General features: G+C 64.6%; 17 protein-coding genes. 7 read left to right on the forward strand and 10 right to left on the reverse strand.

The genetic code is table 11. The annotated features are described in order from the left end of the window. Nucleotides 1-140 precede the first annotated feature (140 nt). Complete coding sequence (locus ACR9YP_RS03520) at nt 141-920, forward strand: DUF4167 domain-containing protein (protein ID WP_128930263.1); 780 nt, start codon at nt 141-143, stop codon at nt 918-920. Nucleotides 921-1,149: 229 nt separating this feature from the next. On the opposite strand, the gene ACR9YP_RS03525 is transcribed toward ACR9YP_RS03520, so the two are convergent. Next, entirely contained in the window at nt 1,150-1,896 is a 747-nt protein-coding gene (locus tag ACR9YP_RS03525; protein ID WP_091893760.1) for a class I SAM-dependent methyltransferase, read from the reverse strand. A gap of 108 nt (nt 1,897-2,004) precedes the next feature. On the opposite strand from ACR9YP_RS03525, the gene gloB reads away from it, so the two are divergent. Further along, nucleotides 2,005-2,772 carry a hydroxyacylglutathione hydrolase gene (gene gloB / locus ACR9YP_RS03530; protein WP_370990106.1) on the forward strand — a complete coding sequence of 256 codons (768 nt, stop codon included), beginning with the start codon at nt 2,005-2,007 and terminating at the stop codon, nt 2,770-2,772. A 23-nt stretch (nt 2,773-2,795) separates the two neighbouring features. Next, complete coding sequence (locus tag ACR9YP_RS03535) at nt 2,796-3,221, forward strand: cupin domain-containing protein (RefSeq protein WP_438104006.1); 426 nt, start codon at nt 2,796-2,798, stop codon at nt 3,219-3,221. A 136-nt stretch (nt 3,222-3,357) separates the two neighbouring features. On the opposite strand, the gene yddG is transcribed toward ACR9YP_RS03535, so the two are convergent. From yddG to ACR9YP_RS03550, 3 genes are all read right to left on the reverse strand, one after another. Beyond that, nucleotides 3,358-4,227 (reverse strand): aromatic amino acid exporter YddG, encoded by an 870-nt coding sequence (gene yddG / locus ACR9YP_RS03540; protein WP_438104004.1) that lies wholly within the window; start codon nt 4,225-4,227, stop codon nt 3,358-3,360. Between the two features lie 170 nt (nt 4,228-4,397). Continuing rightward, nucleotides 4,398-5,123, reverse strand: coding sequence for an acetoacetyl-CoA reductase (phbB, locus tag ACR9YP_RS03545; protein ID WP_091893769.1), 726 nt, complete (start codon nt 5,121-5,123; stop codon nt 4,398-4,400). A 253-nt stretch (nt 5,124-5,376) separates the two neighbouring features. After that, complete coding sequence (locus ACR9YP_RS03550) at nt 5,377-6,555, reverse strand: acetyl-CoA C-acetyltransferase (protein ID WP_091893771.1); 1,179 nt, start codon at nt 6,553-6,555, stop codon at nt 5,377-5,379. A gap of 304 nt (nt 6,556-6,859) precedes the next feature. Here ACR9YP_RS03550 and phaR point away from each other — a divergent pair, with 304 nt between their 5' ends. Beyond that, entirely contained in the window at nt 6,860-7,450 is a 591-nt protein-coding gene (phaR, locus tag ACR9YP_RS03555) for a polyhydroxyalkanoate synthesis repressor PhaR (protein WP_091893773.1), read from the forward strand. A gap of 212 nt (nt 7,451-7,662) precedes the next feature. Then, nucleotides 7,663-8,280, forward strand: a complete 618-nt coding sequence (locus ACR9YP_RS03560) for a class I SAM-dependent methyltransferase (RefSeq protein ID WP_438104001.1) — start codon at nt 7,663-7,665, stop codon at nt 8,278-8,280. Nucleotides 8,281-8,437: 157 nt separating this feature from the next. Here the strand turns inward: ACR9YP_RS03560 and ACR9YP_RS03565 are convergent, their stop codons facing one another. After that, nucleotides 8,438-9,325, reverse strand: a complete 888-nt coding sequence (locus tag ACR9YP_RS03565) for a branched-chain amino acid aminotransferase (protein WP_438104000.1) — start codon at nt 9,323-9,325, stop codon at nt 8,438-8,440. 230 nt (nt 9,326-9,555) lie between these two features. On the opposite strand from ACR9YP_RS03565, the gene ACR9YP_RS03570 reads away from it, so the two are divergent. Then, nucleotides 9,556-10,491, forward strand: a complete 936-nt coding sequence (locus ACR9YP_RS03570) for an alpha/beta hydrolase (RefSeq protein ID WP_474219023.1) — start codon at nt 9,556-9,558, stop codon at nt 10,489-10,491. A 40-nt stretch (nt 10,492-10,531) separates the two neighbouring features. Here ACR9YP_RS03570 and ACR9YP_RS03575 read toward each other — a convergent pair whose 3' ends face one another. From ACR9YP_RS03575 to ACR9YP_RS03585, 3 genes are all read right to left on the reverse strand, one after another. Next, on the reverse strand, nt 10,532-10,780 hold the full coding sequence (locus ACR9YP_RS03575) for a hypothetical protein (protein ID WP_438110491.1): 249 nt from the start codon (nt 10,778-10,780) through the stop codon (nt 10,532-10,534). 118 nt (nt 10,781-10,898) lie between these two features. Further along, the gene (locus ACR9YP_RS03580) at nt 10,899-11,459 is read right to left on the reverse strand and encodes a carboxymuconolactone decarboxylase family protein (protein WP_438103996.1); all 561 of its coding nucleotides are present in this window, start codon (nt 11,457-11,459) and stop codon (nt 10,899-10,901) included. Between the two features lie 82 nt (nt 11,460-11,541). Next, the gene (locus ACR9YP_RS03585) at nt 11,542-12,006 is read right to left on the reverse strand and encodes an Lrp/AsnC family transcriptional regulator (RefSeq protein ID WP_091893785.1); all 465 of its coding nucleotides are present in this window, start codon (nt 12,004-12,006) and stop codon (nt 11,542-11,544) included. 162 nt (nt 12,007-12,168) lie between these two features. Between ACR9YP_RS03585 and ACR9YP_RS03590 the strand changes: the two genes are divergently transcribed. After that, nucleotides 12,169-13,182, forward strand: a complete 1,014-nt coding sequence (locus ACR9YP_RS03590) for a 1-aminocyclopropane-1-carboxylate deaminase (protein WP_438110489.1) — start codon at nt 12,169-12,171, stop codon at nt 13,180-13,182. 199 nt (nt 13,183-13,381) lie between these two features. Here the strand turns inward: ACR9YP_RS03590 and recQ are convergent, their stop codons facing one another. Together recQ and ACR9YP_RS03600 are read right to left on the reverse strand one after the other, a co-directional pair. Beyond that, nucleotides 13,382-15,247, reverse strand: coding sequence for a DNA helicase RecQ (recQ, locus tag ACR9YP_RS03595; protein WP_474219024.1), 1,866 nt, complete (start codon nt 15,245-15,247; stop codon nt 13,382-13,384). 244 nt (nt 15,248-15,491) lie between these two features. Next, nucleotides 15,492-16,235, reverse strand: coding sequence for a polysaccharide deacetylase family protein (locus tag ACR9YP_RS03600; RefSeq protein WP_474219026.1), 744 nt, complete (start codon nt 16,233-16,235; stop codon nt 15,492-15,494). Nucleotides 16,236-16,326: the final 91 nt, after the last annotated feature.

The following is a 16,326-nucleotide window of genomic DNA, read 5'->3' on the forward strand; positions in this document are numbered from 1 at the left end:
ACGCGACGGTCGACGAACATCGGCAGGGTTCAGGCTGCTCTTGCACGCGGTGCGTGCGAGAATCGTGAACCGCTGTCACCAGGTCACTCCGAGCAATCAGTAATGCGTGCAACCTTTAGGGCTGGAATTAAAGGCAGGACATGAGAAACGGTCAGAACAAGCAGCGGATGCGCAACCGCAACAACAATAACAACAACAACCGGCGCGGCCAGAACCCGATGACCCGGGTCTTCGAGTCCAACGGGCCCGACATCAAGATCCGCGGCACGGCTTCGCACATCGCTGAAAAATATCTTCAGCTGGCGCGCGATGCGCGCTCCTCCGGCGATCCCGTTGCGGCCGAGAACTACTACCAGCATGCCGAGCATTATTTCCGCCTGATTGCGGCCGCCCAGGAGCAGTTCCGCCAGAACCAGCAGCAGCCGCGCGGTGACGAGCCCATCGCCAGCAGCGACGACAGCGAGGACGATGGCGAGAATTTCTCGGCCTTCGGCCAGGAGCCGGGCTTCGTCCCGCAGCCGCCGCAGCAGCCTTTCATGCGCGACCGCGATGGCCAGCGTGATCACCATCAGCGCGATCATCAGCCGCGCGACAACCAGCAGCCCTATCAGCGCGATCAGCAGCAGCCGCGCGAGCACCGCGAACGCGAGCATCGTCCGCAACCGCAATATCAGCCGCAGCCGCAGAATCAGCCGCAGCCCGTCATCTCCGATGCCGGCAGCGTCGATCGCCTGCCCTCCTTCATCACCGGCGCGCAGCCGCAAGTGAATGTCGGCGCGAATGGCGGCCAGGGCGGCTTCGAGGGTGGTGGCGGCGGTGGCGAGCGCTATCCGCGGCGGCGCCGCCGGCCGCATGGCCCGCGCCCCGAGCGCGAAGCCGCCCCGGTCGCGTCCAGCGACGATCTCGCGACCGGCGAGTAAGCTTCTTCCGATTTCGTGAACTGCATCGTCCCGGCCACGCCGGGACGATTTGTTTTTGGCGATGCGCGTTGGCTGAGTTGCACCTCTCCCGCTTGCGGGAGAGGTCGGCGCGAAGCGCCGGGTGAGGGCTCTCTCCTCTTGGCGAATCTCTCTGCGGAGGCACCCTCTCCCCACCCCTCTCCCGCAAGCGGGAGAGGGAGCGCTCCGTCTTCGCGGCAACGCCGATGGCTCAGCTCCGTGTCACCGTCGTCGAGGACGGCACCAGCACGGGCTTCGCCAACGAGGGAATCAGCCGTGCCCGCTCGCGCTTGGCGGGGATGGCGCGGTAGACCTGCTTGGTGGCTTCGACGATGTGCACGCCCGCAAAGGGCAGTGACAGCGCCGCACCGGCGCGCTCCCACATCTGCGCCGATTTCAATACCCAGCCGCCGGCGTAAGGCGGCATGAACAGCGCCTCGCCCCAGGCCGTCGGCGTGAACCAGGTCTGGCGCAGCAGCTCGGTGATCTGCGAGCGCGAATAGGGCCGGCCATGGCCGAACGGCGTGCTGTCGGTGCGCGTCCATACCCCACGCCGATTCGGGATCACCGCGATGACGCGACCGGACGGCGCCAGCACGCGCCATACTTCGCGCAGCAGCGCAGCCGGATCGTCCGACATCTCCAGCGCGTGGACCAGCAGAATGCGGTCGACCGCGGCGTCAGGAAGCGGCAGCGAGAACTCGTCGACCAGCGAGGCCAGCGCGGGCCGCCCGGTCGGCCATTTCAGGACGCCCTGGGCCGCCGGCATGAACGCGATGCAGCGCTCGGCATCCTCGCGGAACAGTCCGAGATAGGGCGTGGGGTAGCCGATGCCGAGCACGCGCTGACCCTCGGCGCCCGGCCAGCGCTGCCTGATGCCGCGATTGATCATTTGCCGCGCCACGATCCCGAGGCGGCGGGAATAGAACTCGCGGAGGTCGACGACGTCGATGGTCATGACGGCAATGTAACATGCGTAAGGCCGCCGCCGCGCGCGGAATATTGCATTGCCTGCGCAACGTTAACGCCATATTTGTCTGGCGGGGCTGAGCCCGATGGAGATGTCATGGCCGCCGAAATTCGTACTTTCACCTGTTTAAACGACAATTTCGGTTATCTGATCCACGATGTGGAAACCAAGGCGACGGCGTCGATCGATGCCCCGGAGGCAGGTCCCATCCTCAAGGCGTTGGAGCGCGAGGGCTGGCAACTCACCGACATCCTGATCACCCATCATCACGGCGATCATGTCGGCGGGGTCGCCGAACTCAAGCAGAAATTCAATTGCCGCGTCGTCGCGCCGCATGACAAGACCACGAAGATTGCCAACGTCGATTTGCGCGTCGCCAATGCCGACGTGGTGAAGATCGGCAACCTGCTGGCGCGCGTCGTGGAGACGCCCGGCCACACGCTCGACCACGTCTCCTACGTGTTCGACAATGAGAAGACCGTATTCGCCGCCGACACGCTGTTCTCGATCGGCTGCGGCCGCGTGTTCGAAGGCACCTATCCGATGATGTGGGATTCGCTGTTGAAGCTGCGGGCCCTGCCCGACGACTTCAAGCTCTATTGCGGCCACGAATACACGGCATCCAACGTCAAATTCGCGCTGACCGTCGACCCTGACAATGCGGCGCTCCAGGCCCGCGCGGCGGAGGTCGCCAAGCTGCGGGCCGAGAACAAACCGACCATTCCCGTACTGCTCGGCGACGAGAAGCGTGCAAACGTGTTCCTGCGCGCCGACGAGCCCTCGGTCGCCGCCAGGCTGCACATGAAGGGCGCGGATGCCGCCGCGGTGTTCGGCGAGCTGCGCGAGCGCAAGAACAAATCTTGAAGAACAAGTCCTGACGGGGACCGATGCCGACCGCAGCCGAGATCATCGCCCGCCTCGAGCTCCGACCGCATCCTGAAGGCGGGCACTACCGCGAGACGTTTCGCGACCAGGCGACCGACGCGCAAGGACGCTCGCGCTCAACCTCGATCTACTTCCTGCTCGCGCGCGGCGAGCGCTCGCATTGGCATCGCATCGATGCGGTCGAGACTTGGCACTATTACGCCGGCAGCCCGCTGACGCTGCGCATCGCGCATGACGGCGGCTGCTCCCAGCACGAGGTGCAGCTCGGCACGGACCTCGTCAGCGGCCAGCGGCCGCAGGCGATCGTGCCGGCAAATGCCTGGCAGATGGCGGAGACGACGGGCGAGTGGACCCTGGTCGGCTGCACCGTCGCGCCCGCGTTCGAGTTCGCGACCTTCGAGCTCGCGCCACAGGGCTGGGAGCCGTAGCTCCACACAGTCATTCCGGGGCGCCGCGCAACCGGCGAACTATGATGCGCAGTTGCGCATCAGAGAATCCATCTCGGCACCAATGACGCGGATAAATGGATACCGGGTTCGCGCTTCGCGCGCCCCGGAATGACAATCAGCGCTTCCGCAGCACCATGTCCTTCGCCGCGATCAGGCCGCCGCCGGCGATCAGGATTGCGGCGACGGCGATGTTGGCGCTGGCCTTTGCAAAGCCCGCAGCGATGAGGAAGCCGGTGGAGAGCAGCGGCGTCGCGTAGGAGGCGGCGCCGAGCACGCGGATGTCACCGCGCTTCATGCCGATGTCCCAGGCGTAGAAGGCAGCACCGACGGGACCGATGCCGAGCGCGACCACGGAAAGCCATTGCAGCGTGGTCTCCGGCCAGACGGTGGTCTCGAGCGCGGCATGCATCAGCGCGGCGAGCGCCGCGGTCGCAAGGCAGAATCCGGCGACCGCATCGGTCGGCACCGTCTTCAATCGTCGCGACAGCACCGAATAACTCGCCCAAACGAAAGCGGCGATGAAAGCCGCGACCAGTCCCGGCACCGCTCCCGACGCAAAGCCGCTGCTATTGCCGGCAAACAGCAGCACGGTGCCGACGAGACCGAGCACGGCGCCGATGATGTGATGCAGGAACAGCCGCTCGCCCGGCAGGAAGGACGAGAACAGCACGATCAGCAGCGGCCAGAGATAGTTCAAGAGGCCGGCTTCAGCCGGCGGCGCGAAGCGCAGCGCGAGGAAATAGAGCGCGTGATAGCCGAACAAGCCGCCAACGCCGACGACCCAGACGACGAGCGGCTGGCGCAGGCTGTTCGCCGCCTCGCGGCGGCCGATCCAGGTGAGCAGGCCGACGAGACCGCCGATCGCGAATGTCATCGCGGCGAGCTGGAATGCCGGGATCTTTCCGGTCGCCACCGTCATCACTGAGAGCAGCGACCACATCAGGATCGCGGTCAATCCGATCAGCGTCGCGGTGCGGGGAATCATTGTGAAAGGCCTCGTCATTCCGGGATGGCGCGTCGCGCCGGACCCGGAATCTCGAGATTCCGGGTTCGCCGCTGTCGCGGCGCCCCGGAAATGACAGTGCATGGACAAATGCCCGGGACAAGCCCGGGCATGGCGATGTTGCCAATATCAGTCCGCGTGATGCCGACGCATCACACCATGTACTGGCCGCCGTTGACGGTCAGCGTCGAGCCGGTGATGGCGCCGGCCTCATCGGCGGCGAGGAACACGACGGCGCGTGCGATCTCCTCGGGCTCGCCGAGACGGCCGATCGGGATCAGCGGCAGGATCGCCTTTTCCAGCACGTCCTTCGGCACCGCCTGCACCATCTCGGTGTTGATGTAGCCGGGGCAAATCGCGTTCACGGTGACGCCGCCCTTGGCGTTCTCCAGCGCCAAGGCCTTGGTGAAGCCGATCTCGCCGGCTTTCGCCGCAGAATAGTTCACCTGGCCGAACTGGCCCTTCTGTCCGTTGATCGAGGAGATGTTGATGATGCGGCCGAACTTGCGCCCGCGCATGCCTTCGATCACCTGGCGCGACATGTTGAACAGCGAGCCGAGATTGGTGCCGATCACGGCGTTCCATTGCTCGAGGCTCATCTTGTGGAAGGCGCCGTCCTTGGTGATGCCGGCGTTGTTGACGAGCACGTCGATCGGGCCGACCTCGGCCTCGACCTTCTTCACGCCCTCGGCGCAGGCATCGAAACTGCTGACGTCCCATTTGTAGACCGCGATGCCGGTCTCGGCCTTGAACTTCTCCGCTGCAGCATCATTGCCGGCATAGCTCGCCGCAACCTTGTAGCCGGCCGCCTTCAGCGCCTTGCTGATCGCAGCACCGATGCCCCGCGTACCACCCGTGACCAATGCAACACGTGCCATATCGTATTCCTTCCCTTGGACTCTTCGGACGTTTCTGACGCGATCGTTTTTTAACTGCGGATTATGCGGGACGTTTGACGGACATCAAGAACAAAACGCCCGGCATTGAGCCGGGCGTTTCTCTTTAGTCGAGGCGTGCGCAGTTGCGAAGAATATTTGATTTGCAACCGCCGCCTTTTTAGTCGCGTGCAACGCACTCACTGATGTGTGCAGCGCACGCGCAAATGACGCGTAAGTTACGTGTCAGGCTTCCTCAGTCACGTGCCAGACACATCGCGATGCCCATGCCGCCGCCGATGCACAGCGTGGCGAGACCCTTCTTCGAATCGCGCTTCTGCATTTCATGCAGCAGCGTCACCAGCACGCGCGCGCCGGATGCACCGATCGGATGGCCGATCGCAATCGCGCCGCCATTGACGTTGACCTTGGAGGTGTCCCAGCCGAGGTCCTTGTTGACGGCGCAGGCCTGCGCCGCGAAAGCTTCGTTGGCCTCGATCAGGTCGAGATCGCCGACACTCCAGCCGGCCTTCTTCAGCGCGGCGCGCGAAGCCGGGATCGGGCCCGAGCCCATGATCTTCGGATCGACGCCGGCCTGCGCCCAGGACACGATGCGCGCAAGCGGCTTCTTGCCTTCCTTGGCGGCCTGCTTCGCGGTCATGAGCACTACGGCGGCAGCGCCGTCATTGATGCCGGAAGCCGAACCCGCGGTGACCGTGCCGTCCTTCTCGAAGGCCGGCTTGAGCTTGGCCATCCCGTCGAGCGTCGCGCCATGGCGCGGATATTCGTCGGCGCTGACGACGACGTCGCCCTTGCGGGTCTTGATGGTGACGGGAACGATCTCGTCGTTGAACCTGCCGGCCTTCTGCGCGGCCTCGGCCTTCTGCTGCGAGGCGACCGCGAACTCGTCCTGCTGGGCGCGGGTGATCTGCCACTGGCGCGCGACGTTCTCGGCGGTGTTGCCCATGTGATAGCCGTTGAAGGCATCCCACAGGCCGTCCTTGATCATGGTGTCGACCAATTCGAGGCCGCCCATCTTGACGCCGCCGCGCAGGTGCTGGGCATGCGGGGCCATGCTCATGGACTCCTGTCCGCCGGCGACCACGATCTCGGAATCGCCGTTGAGCAGCGCCTGGTAGCCGAGCGCGACGGTGCGCAGGCCGGAGCCGCAGAGCTGGTTGACGCCCCAGGCCGGGCTCTCCACCGGAATGCCGGCACCGATCGAGGCTTGGCGGGCTGGGTTCTGGCCCTGAGCGGCGGTCAGAATCTGACCCATGATGACTTCCGAGACGCGGCCGGGCTCGATGCCACCGCGCTCCAGCGCCGCCTTGATGGCGATGGCGCCGAGATCATGGGCGGGAAGGGTCGCGAACGCTCCGTTGAAGCTTCCGACCGGGGTGCGGGCGGCGCTGACGATGACGACATCGTCTGACATGGGCATCTCCTGAGGTTGATTGGGGGCAGGCGGGGCTGGGAAAACGGCTCGCCAGTCTCGGACGGCATCCTGTTAACGTCGTTGCGGCATGTCAATCGGCCGGAGACCGAATTCATGCCGCAGCGCATTCAAAATAGTGTTCTTGGCGCTTTCGCAAGCACGTTTTTGCTGCCCGATTAACCGTGGCGCACAAAACGGTAGCGTGACCCCTTTGAAAATGCTTATTTTGTTGCGTTGCGTACTCTTCCCGCCCTGCGGCATTGCCCGTCGGGTTCCTGTTCTCCGCGCTTGCAAGTGAGAGCCCATGGCGAAATCAGACCAACCCACCACCATCAAGAAATACGCGAACCGCCGGCTCTATAATACCGGAACGAGCACTTATGTGACGCTCGAGGACCTCGCCGCCATGGTCAAGGACGGCGAAGATTTCCTGGTCTACGACGCCAAGACCGGCGACGACATCACCCGCTCCGTGCTCGCCCAGATCATCTTCGAGCAGGAGAACAAGGCCGGCCAGAACCTGCTGCCGACCACCTTCCTGCGCCAGCTCATCCGCTTCTACGGCGACAGCATGCAGATGGTGGTGCCGAAATATCTGGAACAGTCGATCGCGACCCTGACCCAGGAGCAGGAGAAGTTCCGTAAGCAGATCGCCAACACGCTGTCCGGCACACCCTTTGCTCCGCTCGAGGAGCAGGTCCGCCGCAACATGGAGCTATTCCAGCAGACCTTCTCGATGTTCAAGCCCTTCGCCGCGCCTCGCCCGGCGGCCGGCGCGGAGCCGGAGCCCGATGCAAATGCCGAGGCGCCGAAGGACAGCAACATCGACGATCTGCGCCAGCAGATGAAGGAAATGCAGGAACGCCTCGAGCGGATGTCGAAGAAGGACGAGTAGGTCCTCTCATTGGCGCCAACCCGCCGTGCCACGGGCGGACGATCGGACGCCTTGACCGACTGCTTCCCAATGTCGTCCTGGCGAAGGCCAGGACCCATACTCCGAGGCGGTGGTTGTTGATGCGGGCTGAGGCCGCAAATTGCGACCACAACATCGAGTGGTGATAATGGGTCCTGACTTTCGCCAGGACGACGCTGGAGAGGCATGCCGCCATGTCCGACCGAAGCGCGCATTGGGACAACGTCTACGCCACCAAGGGCGAGGCCGAGGTGAGCTGGTTTCAGAGCAGCCCGACGACCTCGCTCGCGATGATCAGAGCAGCCAACCTAGACCCCGAGGCCGCCATCATCGACATTGGCGGCGGCGCATCGCGGCTCGTCGATGCTCTGTTGCAGGACGGACATCGCGATATCGCCGTGCTGGATCTCTCTGCCAACGCGCTTGACGTAGCGAAGAAGCGACTCGGCGCAGCCGCGTCAACGGTCGACTGGATCGTTGCCGACGCCACGACTTGGCGCCCGGCAAAGACATACGGTCTATGGCACGATCGCGCGGCGTTTCACTTCCTGACCGATCCCCGCGACAGAGCCGCCTATGTCGAGCGCCTGCGGTCAGCACTTGCGCCCGGCGGTCACGTCATCATCGCGACGTTCGCGCCCAACGGCCCGGAGAAATGCAGCGGTTTGCCGGTGCAGCGCCATGACAGCGCGAGCCTTTTGGCGGAGTTGGGGGCGGAGTTCGAGCTAATCGAAGCGCGCCGCGAGACGCATCACACGCCGTGGGATTCGACGCAGGCGTTTCAGTTCAGCCGGTTTCAAAAGCGCAACTAAAGGTCGCTGTCATGCCCCGGCTTGACCGGGGCATCCAGTACGCCGCGGCCTCTCGATCAATCACTTCCGTCTCTGGAATACTGGATCGCCCGGTCAAGCCGGGCGATGACAGCGGAGTGAGTGGCGCGAAAGCGCTCGCAATGACGGAGCTCGCAGCTCAAGCCGCCAGCTTCACCGCATGCGCAAAATCCCAATAGAGTTTTCGCGCCCGGGCGTAGAACGGACCCGGCTTCAACTCGCGCTCGTCGATTCGGATCACGGGCGCGACCTTGGCGAAATTGCCGGATGAAAAGATCTCGTCGGCGGCGAGGAAATCGGCATAGCGCAGCGTCTTCTCGACCACGGTGATGCCGTCGCCGCGAAGCAGGCTGATGACGCGCTGGCGCGTGATGCCGTTGAGGAACGTGCCGTTGGGCACCGGCGTGTAGACCACGCCGTCCTTGGCCATGAACACGTTGGAATTGCCGAACTCGGCGACGTTGCCGAGCATGTCGAGCATCAACGCGTTCTGAAAGCCGCGCGAGGCGGCTTCCGCCAACGCGCGCGAATTGTTCGGATAGAGGCAGGCGGCCTTGGCCTCGACCGGGGCGCATTCGGCGGTGGGCCTGCGGAACGGCGACAGCGTGATGGCGTTGCCGACGGGTTTTGGCATCGGCGCCTCGTAGATGCACAGGCACCAATTGGTGGTCTCGGGGTCGAACAGCACGCCGCCGCCCGAGCCGTTCTGCGCCCAATACATCGGACGGATGTAGAGTTCGGCATTGGCCGCAAAGCGCGCAATGCCCTCGCGCGCGAGCGTGAGCCAGGTGTCGGTATCGACCACCGGCTTGAGGCCAAAATTGACCGCCGATTGATTGGCGCGGGCGACGTGGCGGTCGAGATCGGGCGCCACACCCTCGAACGCGCGCGCGCCGTCGAACACGATCGAGCCGAGCCAGGCCGCATGGGTGCGCGGCCCCATGATCGGCACGTTGCCGTCGTGCCATTTGCCCTCGAAGAAGGTCCAGCTCGGCGAATATTCGATCGGCTTCTTGATCTCGGCCATGACCGGCCTCCCCTTGGAAATATCCGGGCACTATTGTCCCAATTTCTAAACGATTTGCTGCGGAGATTGGGTAAGTTACCCTGTCCCCTTGTGGGAGAGGGTGGCTTCGCGGCACGCGAAGCCGGGTGAGGGGTCTCTGTCCGCGAACTCGATAGAGGTTCTATGCGGATACGGACCCCTCATCCGGCGCTTCGCGCCACCTTCTCCCACAAGGGGAGAAGGAAAATCGCATGCCGCTCGATCCACTCGCAAAGCGCTTGTTGACCATGATGGCTGCCGCCGCGCCGCAGGCACGAAGCCGGCCGAGCGTGGAGGCACGGCGGCAGTCGCTGGCCAAGCTGATGCAGTTCGCGCGCGCAGAAGCACCGGATGTGACGACGTCCGACGGCACGCTGCCCGGCCCTGGCGGCGAGCTGCCCTATCGCCTCTATGCGCCCGCAAGCGCCGGTGAACGCGCGCCGGGCTTCGTGTTCTTTCACGGCGGCGGCCTCGTCGCCGGCAGCATTGCCACGCATGACCGCATCGCGGCGGCGCTGGCGCATGCGACCGGCTGCCGCCTTGTCTCGGTCGACTACCGGCTCGCGCCCGAGCACAAATTTCCCGCCGCCGTCGACGATGCGATCGCCGCTACCGAATGGGTCGCGCGCGAAGCACCAACACTCGGCATCGATGCCGAACGGCTGGTGGTCGGCGGCGACTCTGCCGGCGCCACGCTGGCTGCGATCGTGTGCCAGGAGGCGGTTCAGAACGCAGGCCCCTCCATCGTCGCGCAATGCCTGATCTGCCCGGTGCTGGATTTCGAAGAGACCTCGCCTTCGCGCGAGGAATTCGCCGAGGGTCATTTGATCGATCGCGCCACCATCGAAGCCGATCTCGCCGACTATCTGCCGGGCGGCCTGGATGCCGCCGATCCCCGCGTCTCGCCCCTGCGCGCGACGCGGCTCACAGGCCTGCCGACGGCGATCATCCACACCGCCGAGTTCGATCCGATGCGCGACGAAGGCAATGCCTATGCCCGCAAGCTGCTCGCCGCGGGCGTCGTCGTCGAGCATGTCTGCCACGACGGCATGGTCCACAATTTCCACGCCATGGGCGCGATCCTGCCGCAGGCGCAGCTCGTGCTATCGCAGATCGGCGAGCAGGTCAGGCGCGCGGTCGCGAGGTGAGGTCTTTCCCCTCATCCCGTTGTGGACGAAGAAAGCAGCGTCACACCCTGGCGCCGATCACCGCGCGCGCCGCGGTCACGTATTCAGGCCAATGCGCGTCCGCATAGCGCTCGGCCTGGCGCGCACAAGCAAGGTCAGGCGCATGAGCTGCTGCAATCATGCGCGCAAAGCGCTCTTCGGCAACGGTGGCGTCGTCCGTGGCAAGCTGCGGCGCGGTGGCTACCGCTGCGGTCGGGGCGACGACGAGCCCCGCCAGTCCAGTGAGCAAGATGCGGCGTGACGTTTTCATGGCTGTCATTTCCTGTTGCCCTGTCCTGTTTCTTTTGCGCTTGCGATCGTGAGCGGCGAATGCGTGCGACAAGGTAGCGCTCCACTTCCGCCCGGTCCAGAAGCGCAAATGTGGCAAGCTAGTCCGGCACCGGCACGTCGAACGTGTTGAGCGTGACCGAGACCATGCAGTAAACGCCGACGAGGTAGGAGAGTTCGGCCGCGCCGTGCTCGCCAAACTCCTTCACGGCGGCGCGCCAAGTCAATTCCGGCAGAACGCCGCCGCCGACCAGCGCTGACGCCACGTCATAGGCGACGGCCTCCTGCCTGGTGAGATCGACCGGCCGCTGTCCGGCGACGATGGTCGCGAGCTTCTCGTCGGACAGTCCGCGCCGCTCGGCGACCAGCACATGGGCATAGAGCTCGTAGCCGGAGCGGAAATGCGAGCCGGTGACGAGGATGGCGACCTCGCGCACCGGCGCCGGCAGCAGCGGGTTCGACGCGATCGCCTTGACCAGCTCCCACACCGGCTTGCCGAAGCGCGGCTCGCGGATCCAGGGATTCCAGGGGCCGAGCAGCGCGCCGTCCTCGCGCATGTTCACAAAACCCTTGAAGTGGTCCTTGATGCCGGCTCGCATGTCGTCATAGAGCGGCTTCTGTTCGTCGGTCAGATCCTTGGGATCGAGAATGGGAAGGCGCACGGCGGGGATCTCCTCGTTGAGTAGATGCGAGGCTCGCCTGCAGGCACGAGCAAGGCAAGTGAAGTTGCCGTGACGGGCCCGCTCAGAATTCGAGCGGCGCGTTGTCGACGACTTCCTTCATCACGAAGAAGGTGCGGGTCTGGCGCACGCCGGGCAGCGCGATGAGCTGCTCGCCGTGGATGCGGTTGAAATCCTCCATGTCACCGACGCGGATCTTGAGGAAATAGTCGAAATCGCCGGCGACGAGGTGGCAGTCGAGCACGAACTTCAATTTAGCGATCGCCTGCTCGAAAGTGGCAAAACTCTCCGGGGTCGAGCGGTCGAGCACAACGCCGACCATTACCAGTGTGCCCTTCGCCACCTTCTTCGGCGCCACCATGGCGCGCACAGTCGCAATGAAGCCGTCCTCGAACAGGCGCTGGGTGCGGCGATGGCAGGTGGCGGGGCTGATCGCGACGGTTTCGGCCAGCTCGGCGTTGCTGAGCCGGCCGTTATTCTGCAGCAATCGCAAGATCTTAAGGTCGATACGGTCGAGCCGGGCGGACATGGAAGAAACTTTCATTTCAAATCGGAATTCTGGAATGATTAGATGCTCTAAGCGTCAACTACGCAAGCTATGTCGCAACATTGCCGTCGCATTTGAGAGCACATTTCCTGCCGCAAGTGCTAGTTGCTGCGGCCAGCTCAACGCCAATCGGGATGACCCATGATGCTGGAAAAATTCGCGCGCTACCCGCTCACCTTCGGCCCGACACCGATCGAGAAGCTGGAGCGGCTGTCAAAACATCTCGGCGGCCAGGTCGAGGTCTATGCCAAGCGCGAGGACTGCAATTCCGGCCTTGCCTATGGCGGCAACAAGCTGCGCAAGCTCGAATACATCATTCCGGACGCGATCGCGTCCAACGCCGACACGCTGGTGTCGATCGGCGGCGTGCAGTCCAACCACACCCGCATGATCGCGGCGGTCGCCGCCAAGCTCAGCATGAAGTGCCGTCTGGTGCAGGAAGCCTGGGTGCCGCACGAGGACGCGGTCTATGACCGCGTCGGCAACATCATGCTCTCGCGCATCATGGGCGCCGACGTGCGCCTGGTCGATGACGGCTTCGACATCGGCATCCGCAAGAGCTGGGAGCAGGCGATCGAGGAAGTGAAGGCGGCGGGCGGCAAGCCTTACGCGATTCCCGCCGGCGCCTCCGTGCACAAATTCGGCGGCCTCGGCTATGTCGGCTTCGCCGAGGAAGTCCGCAGGCAGGAGAAAGAGCTCGGCTTCAAGTTCGACTACATCGTCGTCTGCACCGTCACCGGCTCGACCCATGCCGGCATGCTGGTCGGCTTCGCCGCCGACGGCCGCGCCCGCAAGGTGATCGGCATCGATGCATCGTTCACCCCTAGCCAGACGAAGGCCCAGGTGCTCGAGATCGCGCAGAACACGGCAAAGCTCGTCGAGCTCGGCAAGGAACTCGTCACTGATGACGTCGTGCTGATCGAGGACTACGCCTATCCCGCCTATGGCGTGCCGTCGGAAGAGACCAAGGAAGCGATCCGCCTCACCGCGCGCCTCGAAGGCATGATCACCGACCCCGTCTACGAGGGCAAGTCGATGCAGGGCCTGATCGATCTTGCGAAGAAAGGCTATTTCGAGAAGGGCGCGAAGATCCTCTACGCCCATCTCGGCGGCGCGCCTGCGCTGAACGGGTATGCGTACGCGTTCCGGAATGGGTGAGGCACTCAGCTCCCGCCTCATACACAGCTGTCGTCCCGGCGAAGGCCGGGACCCATAACCACCGCGCCTCGTTTGGCGAACACTCGAAGTTCGGTACTGCTACCGAAGGCAATCGACAAATCACGCGGTATGGATCCCGGATCTGCGCGCGCTTTAGACGCGCTTGTCCGGGATGACGATCGGGGATAGGGCGCGCGCCCTACCTCGTCCTGATGATCTGCAGCAGCTCGTCGCCGTAATGCTCGAGCTTCTTGTCGCCGATGCCGGGCACGTTGCGGAGTTCGTCCAGCGTCGTCGGCCAGGCCCGGACGATGCCGTCGATGGTGGCATCGTGCAGCACGACATAGGCGGGCACGCCGCGCTCGCGGGCGACGTCGGAACGCCAGGAGCGCAACCGTGCGCGCAATTCGGGATCGACATCGCCTTGCGGCGCGCTCGCCGCGGGCGCGAGGTCGCCGCGGCGCGATTTGGCCCGGCTCGAACGGATGCGGGTGCCGGGCGCTTCCTCGCGCAGCCACACCTCCGTTTCGCCGCGCAGCACGCCGCGCGAAGAATCCGTCAGCTTCAGCGCGCCGAATGCTTCGCTGTCGCTCTGCAAATGCCCCATTGCCACCAATTGCCGCAGCACCGTGCGCCACTGCTTTTCGTTGAGCTCGCGGCCGATGCCGAACACCGAAAGTTTGTCGTGGCCGAACTGCGTCACCTTCTCGGTCAGGCGTCCGACCAGCACGTCGATCAGGTGCATCGCGCCGAAGCGCTGGCCGGTGCGGTAGACGCAGGACAGCAGCTTCTGCGCCAGCACCTTGCCGTCGCGCATCTTTGGCGGCGTCAGGCAGTTGTCGCAATTGCCGCAACTCTCGCCCATCACGATCTCGCCGAAATAGGCGAGCAGCCGACCGCGCCGGCAATGCGGCGTTTCGGCGAGGCCGACCAGCGCGTCGAGCTTGCCGATCGAGACCCGCTTGAAATCGTCGGACGCGTTGGATTCGTCGATCATGCGGCGCTGCTGCACGATGTCCGAGAGGCCATAGGCCATCCAGGCGGCCGACGGCTTGCCGTCGCGGCCGGCGCGTCCCGTCTCCTGATAATAGGCCTCGATGCTCTTCGGCAGATCGAGATGGGCGACGAAGCGCACGTCGGGCTTGTCGATGCCCATGCCGAACGCGATGGTCGCGACGATGACGATGCCGTCCTCGTTGAGGAAGCGGTCCTGGTTCCGCGAACGCACGCTGCTATCGAGGCCGGCATGATAGGGCAGCGCAGCAATGCCGGCGTCTTGAAGCGCGGCGGCGACCTCCTCGACGCGGTTGCGGGACAGGCAATAGACCACGCCGGCATCGCCCATGTGGCGCTCGCGGATGAATTCCTTCAGCTGCGACACCGCATTGCGCTTGTCGACGATCTCGTAGCGGATGTTGGGCCGGTCGAAGCTGGAGACGAATTGCGGGGCGCCCGTCAACTCAAGCCGCTCGACGATCTCCTTGCGCGTCAGATCGTCGGCGGTCGCGGTCAGCGCGATGCGCGGGACGTCGGGAAAGCGCTCGGCGATGATGGACAGACCAACATATTCGGGCCGGAAATCGTGGCCCCATTGCGAGACGCAATGGGCTTCGTCGATCGCGAACAGCGCCACCTTCGCCTGCGCCAGCATCGACAGGCAGCGCGGCGTCACCAGCCGTTCCGGCGCAACATAGAGCAGGTCGAGATCGCCTGCGATCAGGCGGCGCTCCACCTCCGAGGCCTCCTGCGGATTCAGCGACGAGTTCAGCGCGGCCGCGTTGACACCGGCTTCGATCAGGCCGGCGACCTGGTCGCGCATCAGCGCGATCAGCGGCGAGACCACGATGCCGCAGCCCTCGCGCAGCAGTGAGGGGAGCTGATAGCAGAGCGACTTGCCGCCGCCCGTCGGCATCAGCACCAGACAATTGCCGCCATCCGTCACGTGCCGGATGATCTCGCCCTGCGCGCCGCGGAACCCCGGCAGTCCGAACACCGAATGCAGCACCGACAACGCATCGCGGCCGTTGGCCGGCGCTGGCAGTGGAGCGGTGGAAGGGGAGGACATGGGCGTGTCGGGAACAAGGCCGTGAGATTCGTTACAAGGCCAGTCGCATGACCGCGCGGGCGTGGCAAGGCCGTTTGCGGGGCAAAGGCAGTCTTCCCTCTCCCCTTGCGGGAGAGGGTGCCGAGCGAGGCTCGGCGGGTGAGGGGTTCTATCCGCGAACTCGATAGAGCCTACTATGCTGAGACAACCCCTCATCCGACGCTTCGCGCCACCTTCTCCCGCAAGGGGAGAAGGAAGAGGGCAGCTACACCCCGATCCGTCGCAAAGCTTCCGCGACCGTTACGATCGGCATGTTGCGTTTCCGGGCCGCCTTCAGCGCATGGCGCATCAATTGCGGCGTGCAGCCAAAGGGGCTCGGCGCGTTGGCGACGTCGTGGCCGTAGAAGATCAGCCAGCCGCCGCTTTCGATCGCCTCATCGAAATAGCGATCGATGCCAGCCAGATCGATCTCGCAATCGATCAAAGGCGACGCGCGCAGGAACTGGAGGTCGATGACGTCGCTGTTAACGCCGGGAAGGATGCCGCGCGCCGAGCGATAGGCCCTTGTAAGCTGCGGCTTGCGCCAGACCGAGGCGAGGCCATACGGATAGGCGAAGTTCTGCAGCACGATCGAGGAATCGATGCTGCGGAAATAGTTGCGGTTTCGCTCGATCTCGCGGGCCATGGCGGCCGCGTCGAGATCGACCGCGCACTGATGTGAGAACGTGTGGCAGGCAATCTCGTGACCGGTCCGGTGAAGCCGCACGATCGCGTCATTCGACAGCCCATGCCAATGGTCCGACGGCTGATCGATCAGGCTGCCGGAGAGGTAGAACGTGCCGCGGCCGTCATGCTGCTCCAGGAGCTCGGCACCTTCGCCTGCGGCGCTATCGGGGGCATCGTCGAAGGTGAAGCTCACCATCGGCGCGCGCGCAGGCAACCGGTGCGGCGCGGCGCGGAAATGCCGGGCCAGCCGATTGCTCACGCGTCCCTGGAGTTCCGACCACACGCTGCGTTCCCTGCGATTTCGTATTTCTCTACTGAAACATTCGTGCGCTGGTTGAGGCAAGCCTAACGCTCAAGTAATGCTAACGCGAAAC

This window comes from Bradyrhizobium sp. BR14999 (assembly GCF_056106085.1).

Excerpts from the sequence above, each read along its gene's own strand:
- recQ (WP_474219024.1), bottom strand. The coding sequence starts at position 15,247 with ATGTCCTCCCCTTCCACCGCTCCACTGCCAGCGCCGGCCAACGGCCGC.
- phaR (WP_091893773.1), top strand. The coding sequence starts at position 6,860 with ATGGCGAAATCAGACCAACCCACCACCATCAAGAAATACGCGAACCGC.
- ACR9YP_RS03525 (WP_091893760.1), bottom strand. The coding sequence starts at position 1,896 with ATGACCATCGACGTCGTCGACCTCCGCGAGTTCTATTCCCGCCGCCTC.
- ACR9YP_RS03565 (WP_438104000.1), bottom strand. The coding sequence starts at position 9,325 with ATGGCCGAGATCAAGAAGCCGATCGAATATTCGCCGAGCTGGACCTTC.
- ACR9YP_RS03590 (WP_438110489.1), top strand. The coding sequence starts at position 12,169 with ATGCTGGAAAAATTCGCGCGCTACCCGCTCACCTTCGGCCCGACACCG.
- gloB (WP_370990106.1), top strand. The coding sequence starts at position 2,005 with ATGGCCGCCGAAATTCGTACTTTCACCTGTTTAAACGACAATTTCGGT.
- ACR9YP_RS03535 (WP_438104006.1), top strand. The coding sequence starts at position 2,796 with ATGCCGACCGCAGCCGAGATCATCGCCCGCCTCGAGCTCCGACCGCAT.
- ACR9YP_RS03575 (WP_438110491.1), bottom strand. The coding sequence starts at position 10,780 with ATGAAAACGTCACGCCGCATCTTGCTCACTGGACTGGCGGGGCTCGTC.
- ACR9YP_RS03585 (WP_091893785.1), bottom strand. The coding sequence starts at position 12,006 with ATGTCCGCCCGGCTCGACCGTATCGACCTTAAGATCTTGCGATTGCTG.
- phbB (WP_091893769.1), bottom strand. The coding sequence starts at position 5,123 with ATGGCACGTGTTGCATTGGTCACGGGTGGTACGCGGGGCATCGGTGCT.
- ACR9YP_RS03570 (WP_474219023.1), top strand. The coding sequence starts at position 9,556 with ATGCCGCTCGATCCACTCGCAAAGCGCTTGTTGACCATGATGGCTGCC.
- ACR9YP_RS03550 (WP_091893771.1), bottom strand. The coding sequence starts at position 6,555 with ATGTCAGACGATGTCGTCATCGTCAGCGCCGCCCGCACCCCGGTCGGA.
- ACR9YP_RS03560 (WP_438104001.1), top strand. The coding sequence starts at position 7,663 with ATGTCCGACCGAAGCGCGCATTGGGACAACGTCTACGCCACCAAGGGC.
- ACR9YP_RS03520 (WP_128930263.1), top strand. The coding sequence starts at position 141 with ATGAGAAACGGTCAGAACAAGCAGCGGATGCGCAACCGCAACAACAAT.
- yddG (WP_438104004.1), bottom strand. The coding sequence starts at position 4,227 with ATGATTCCCCGCACCGCGACGCTGATCGGATTGACCGCGATCCTGATG.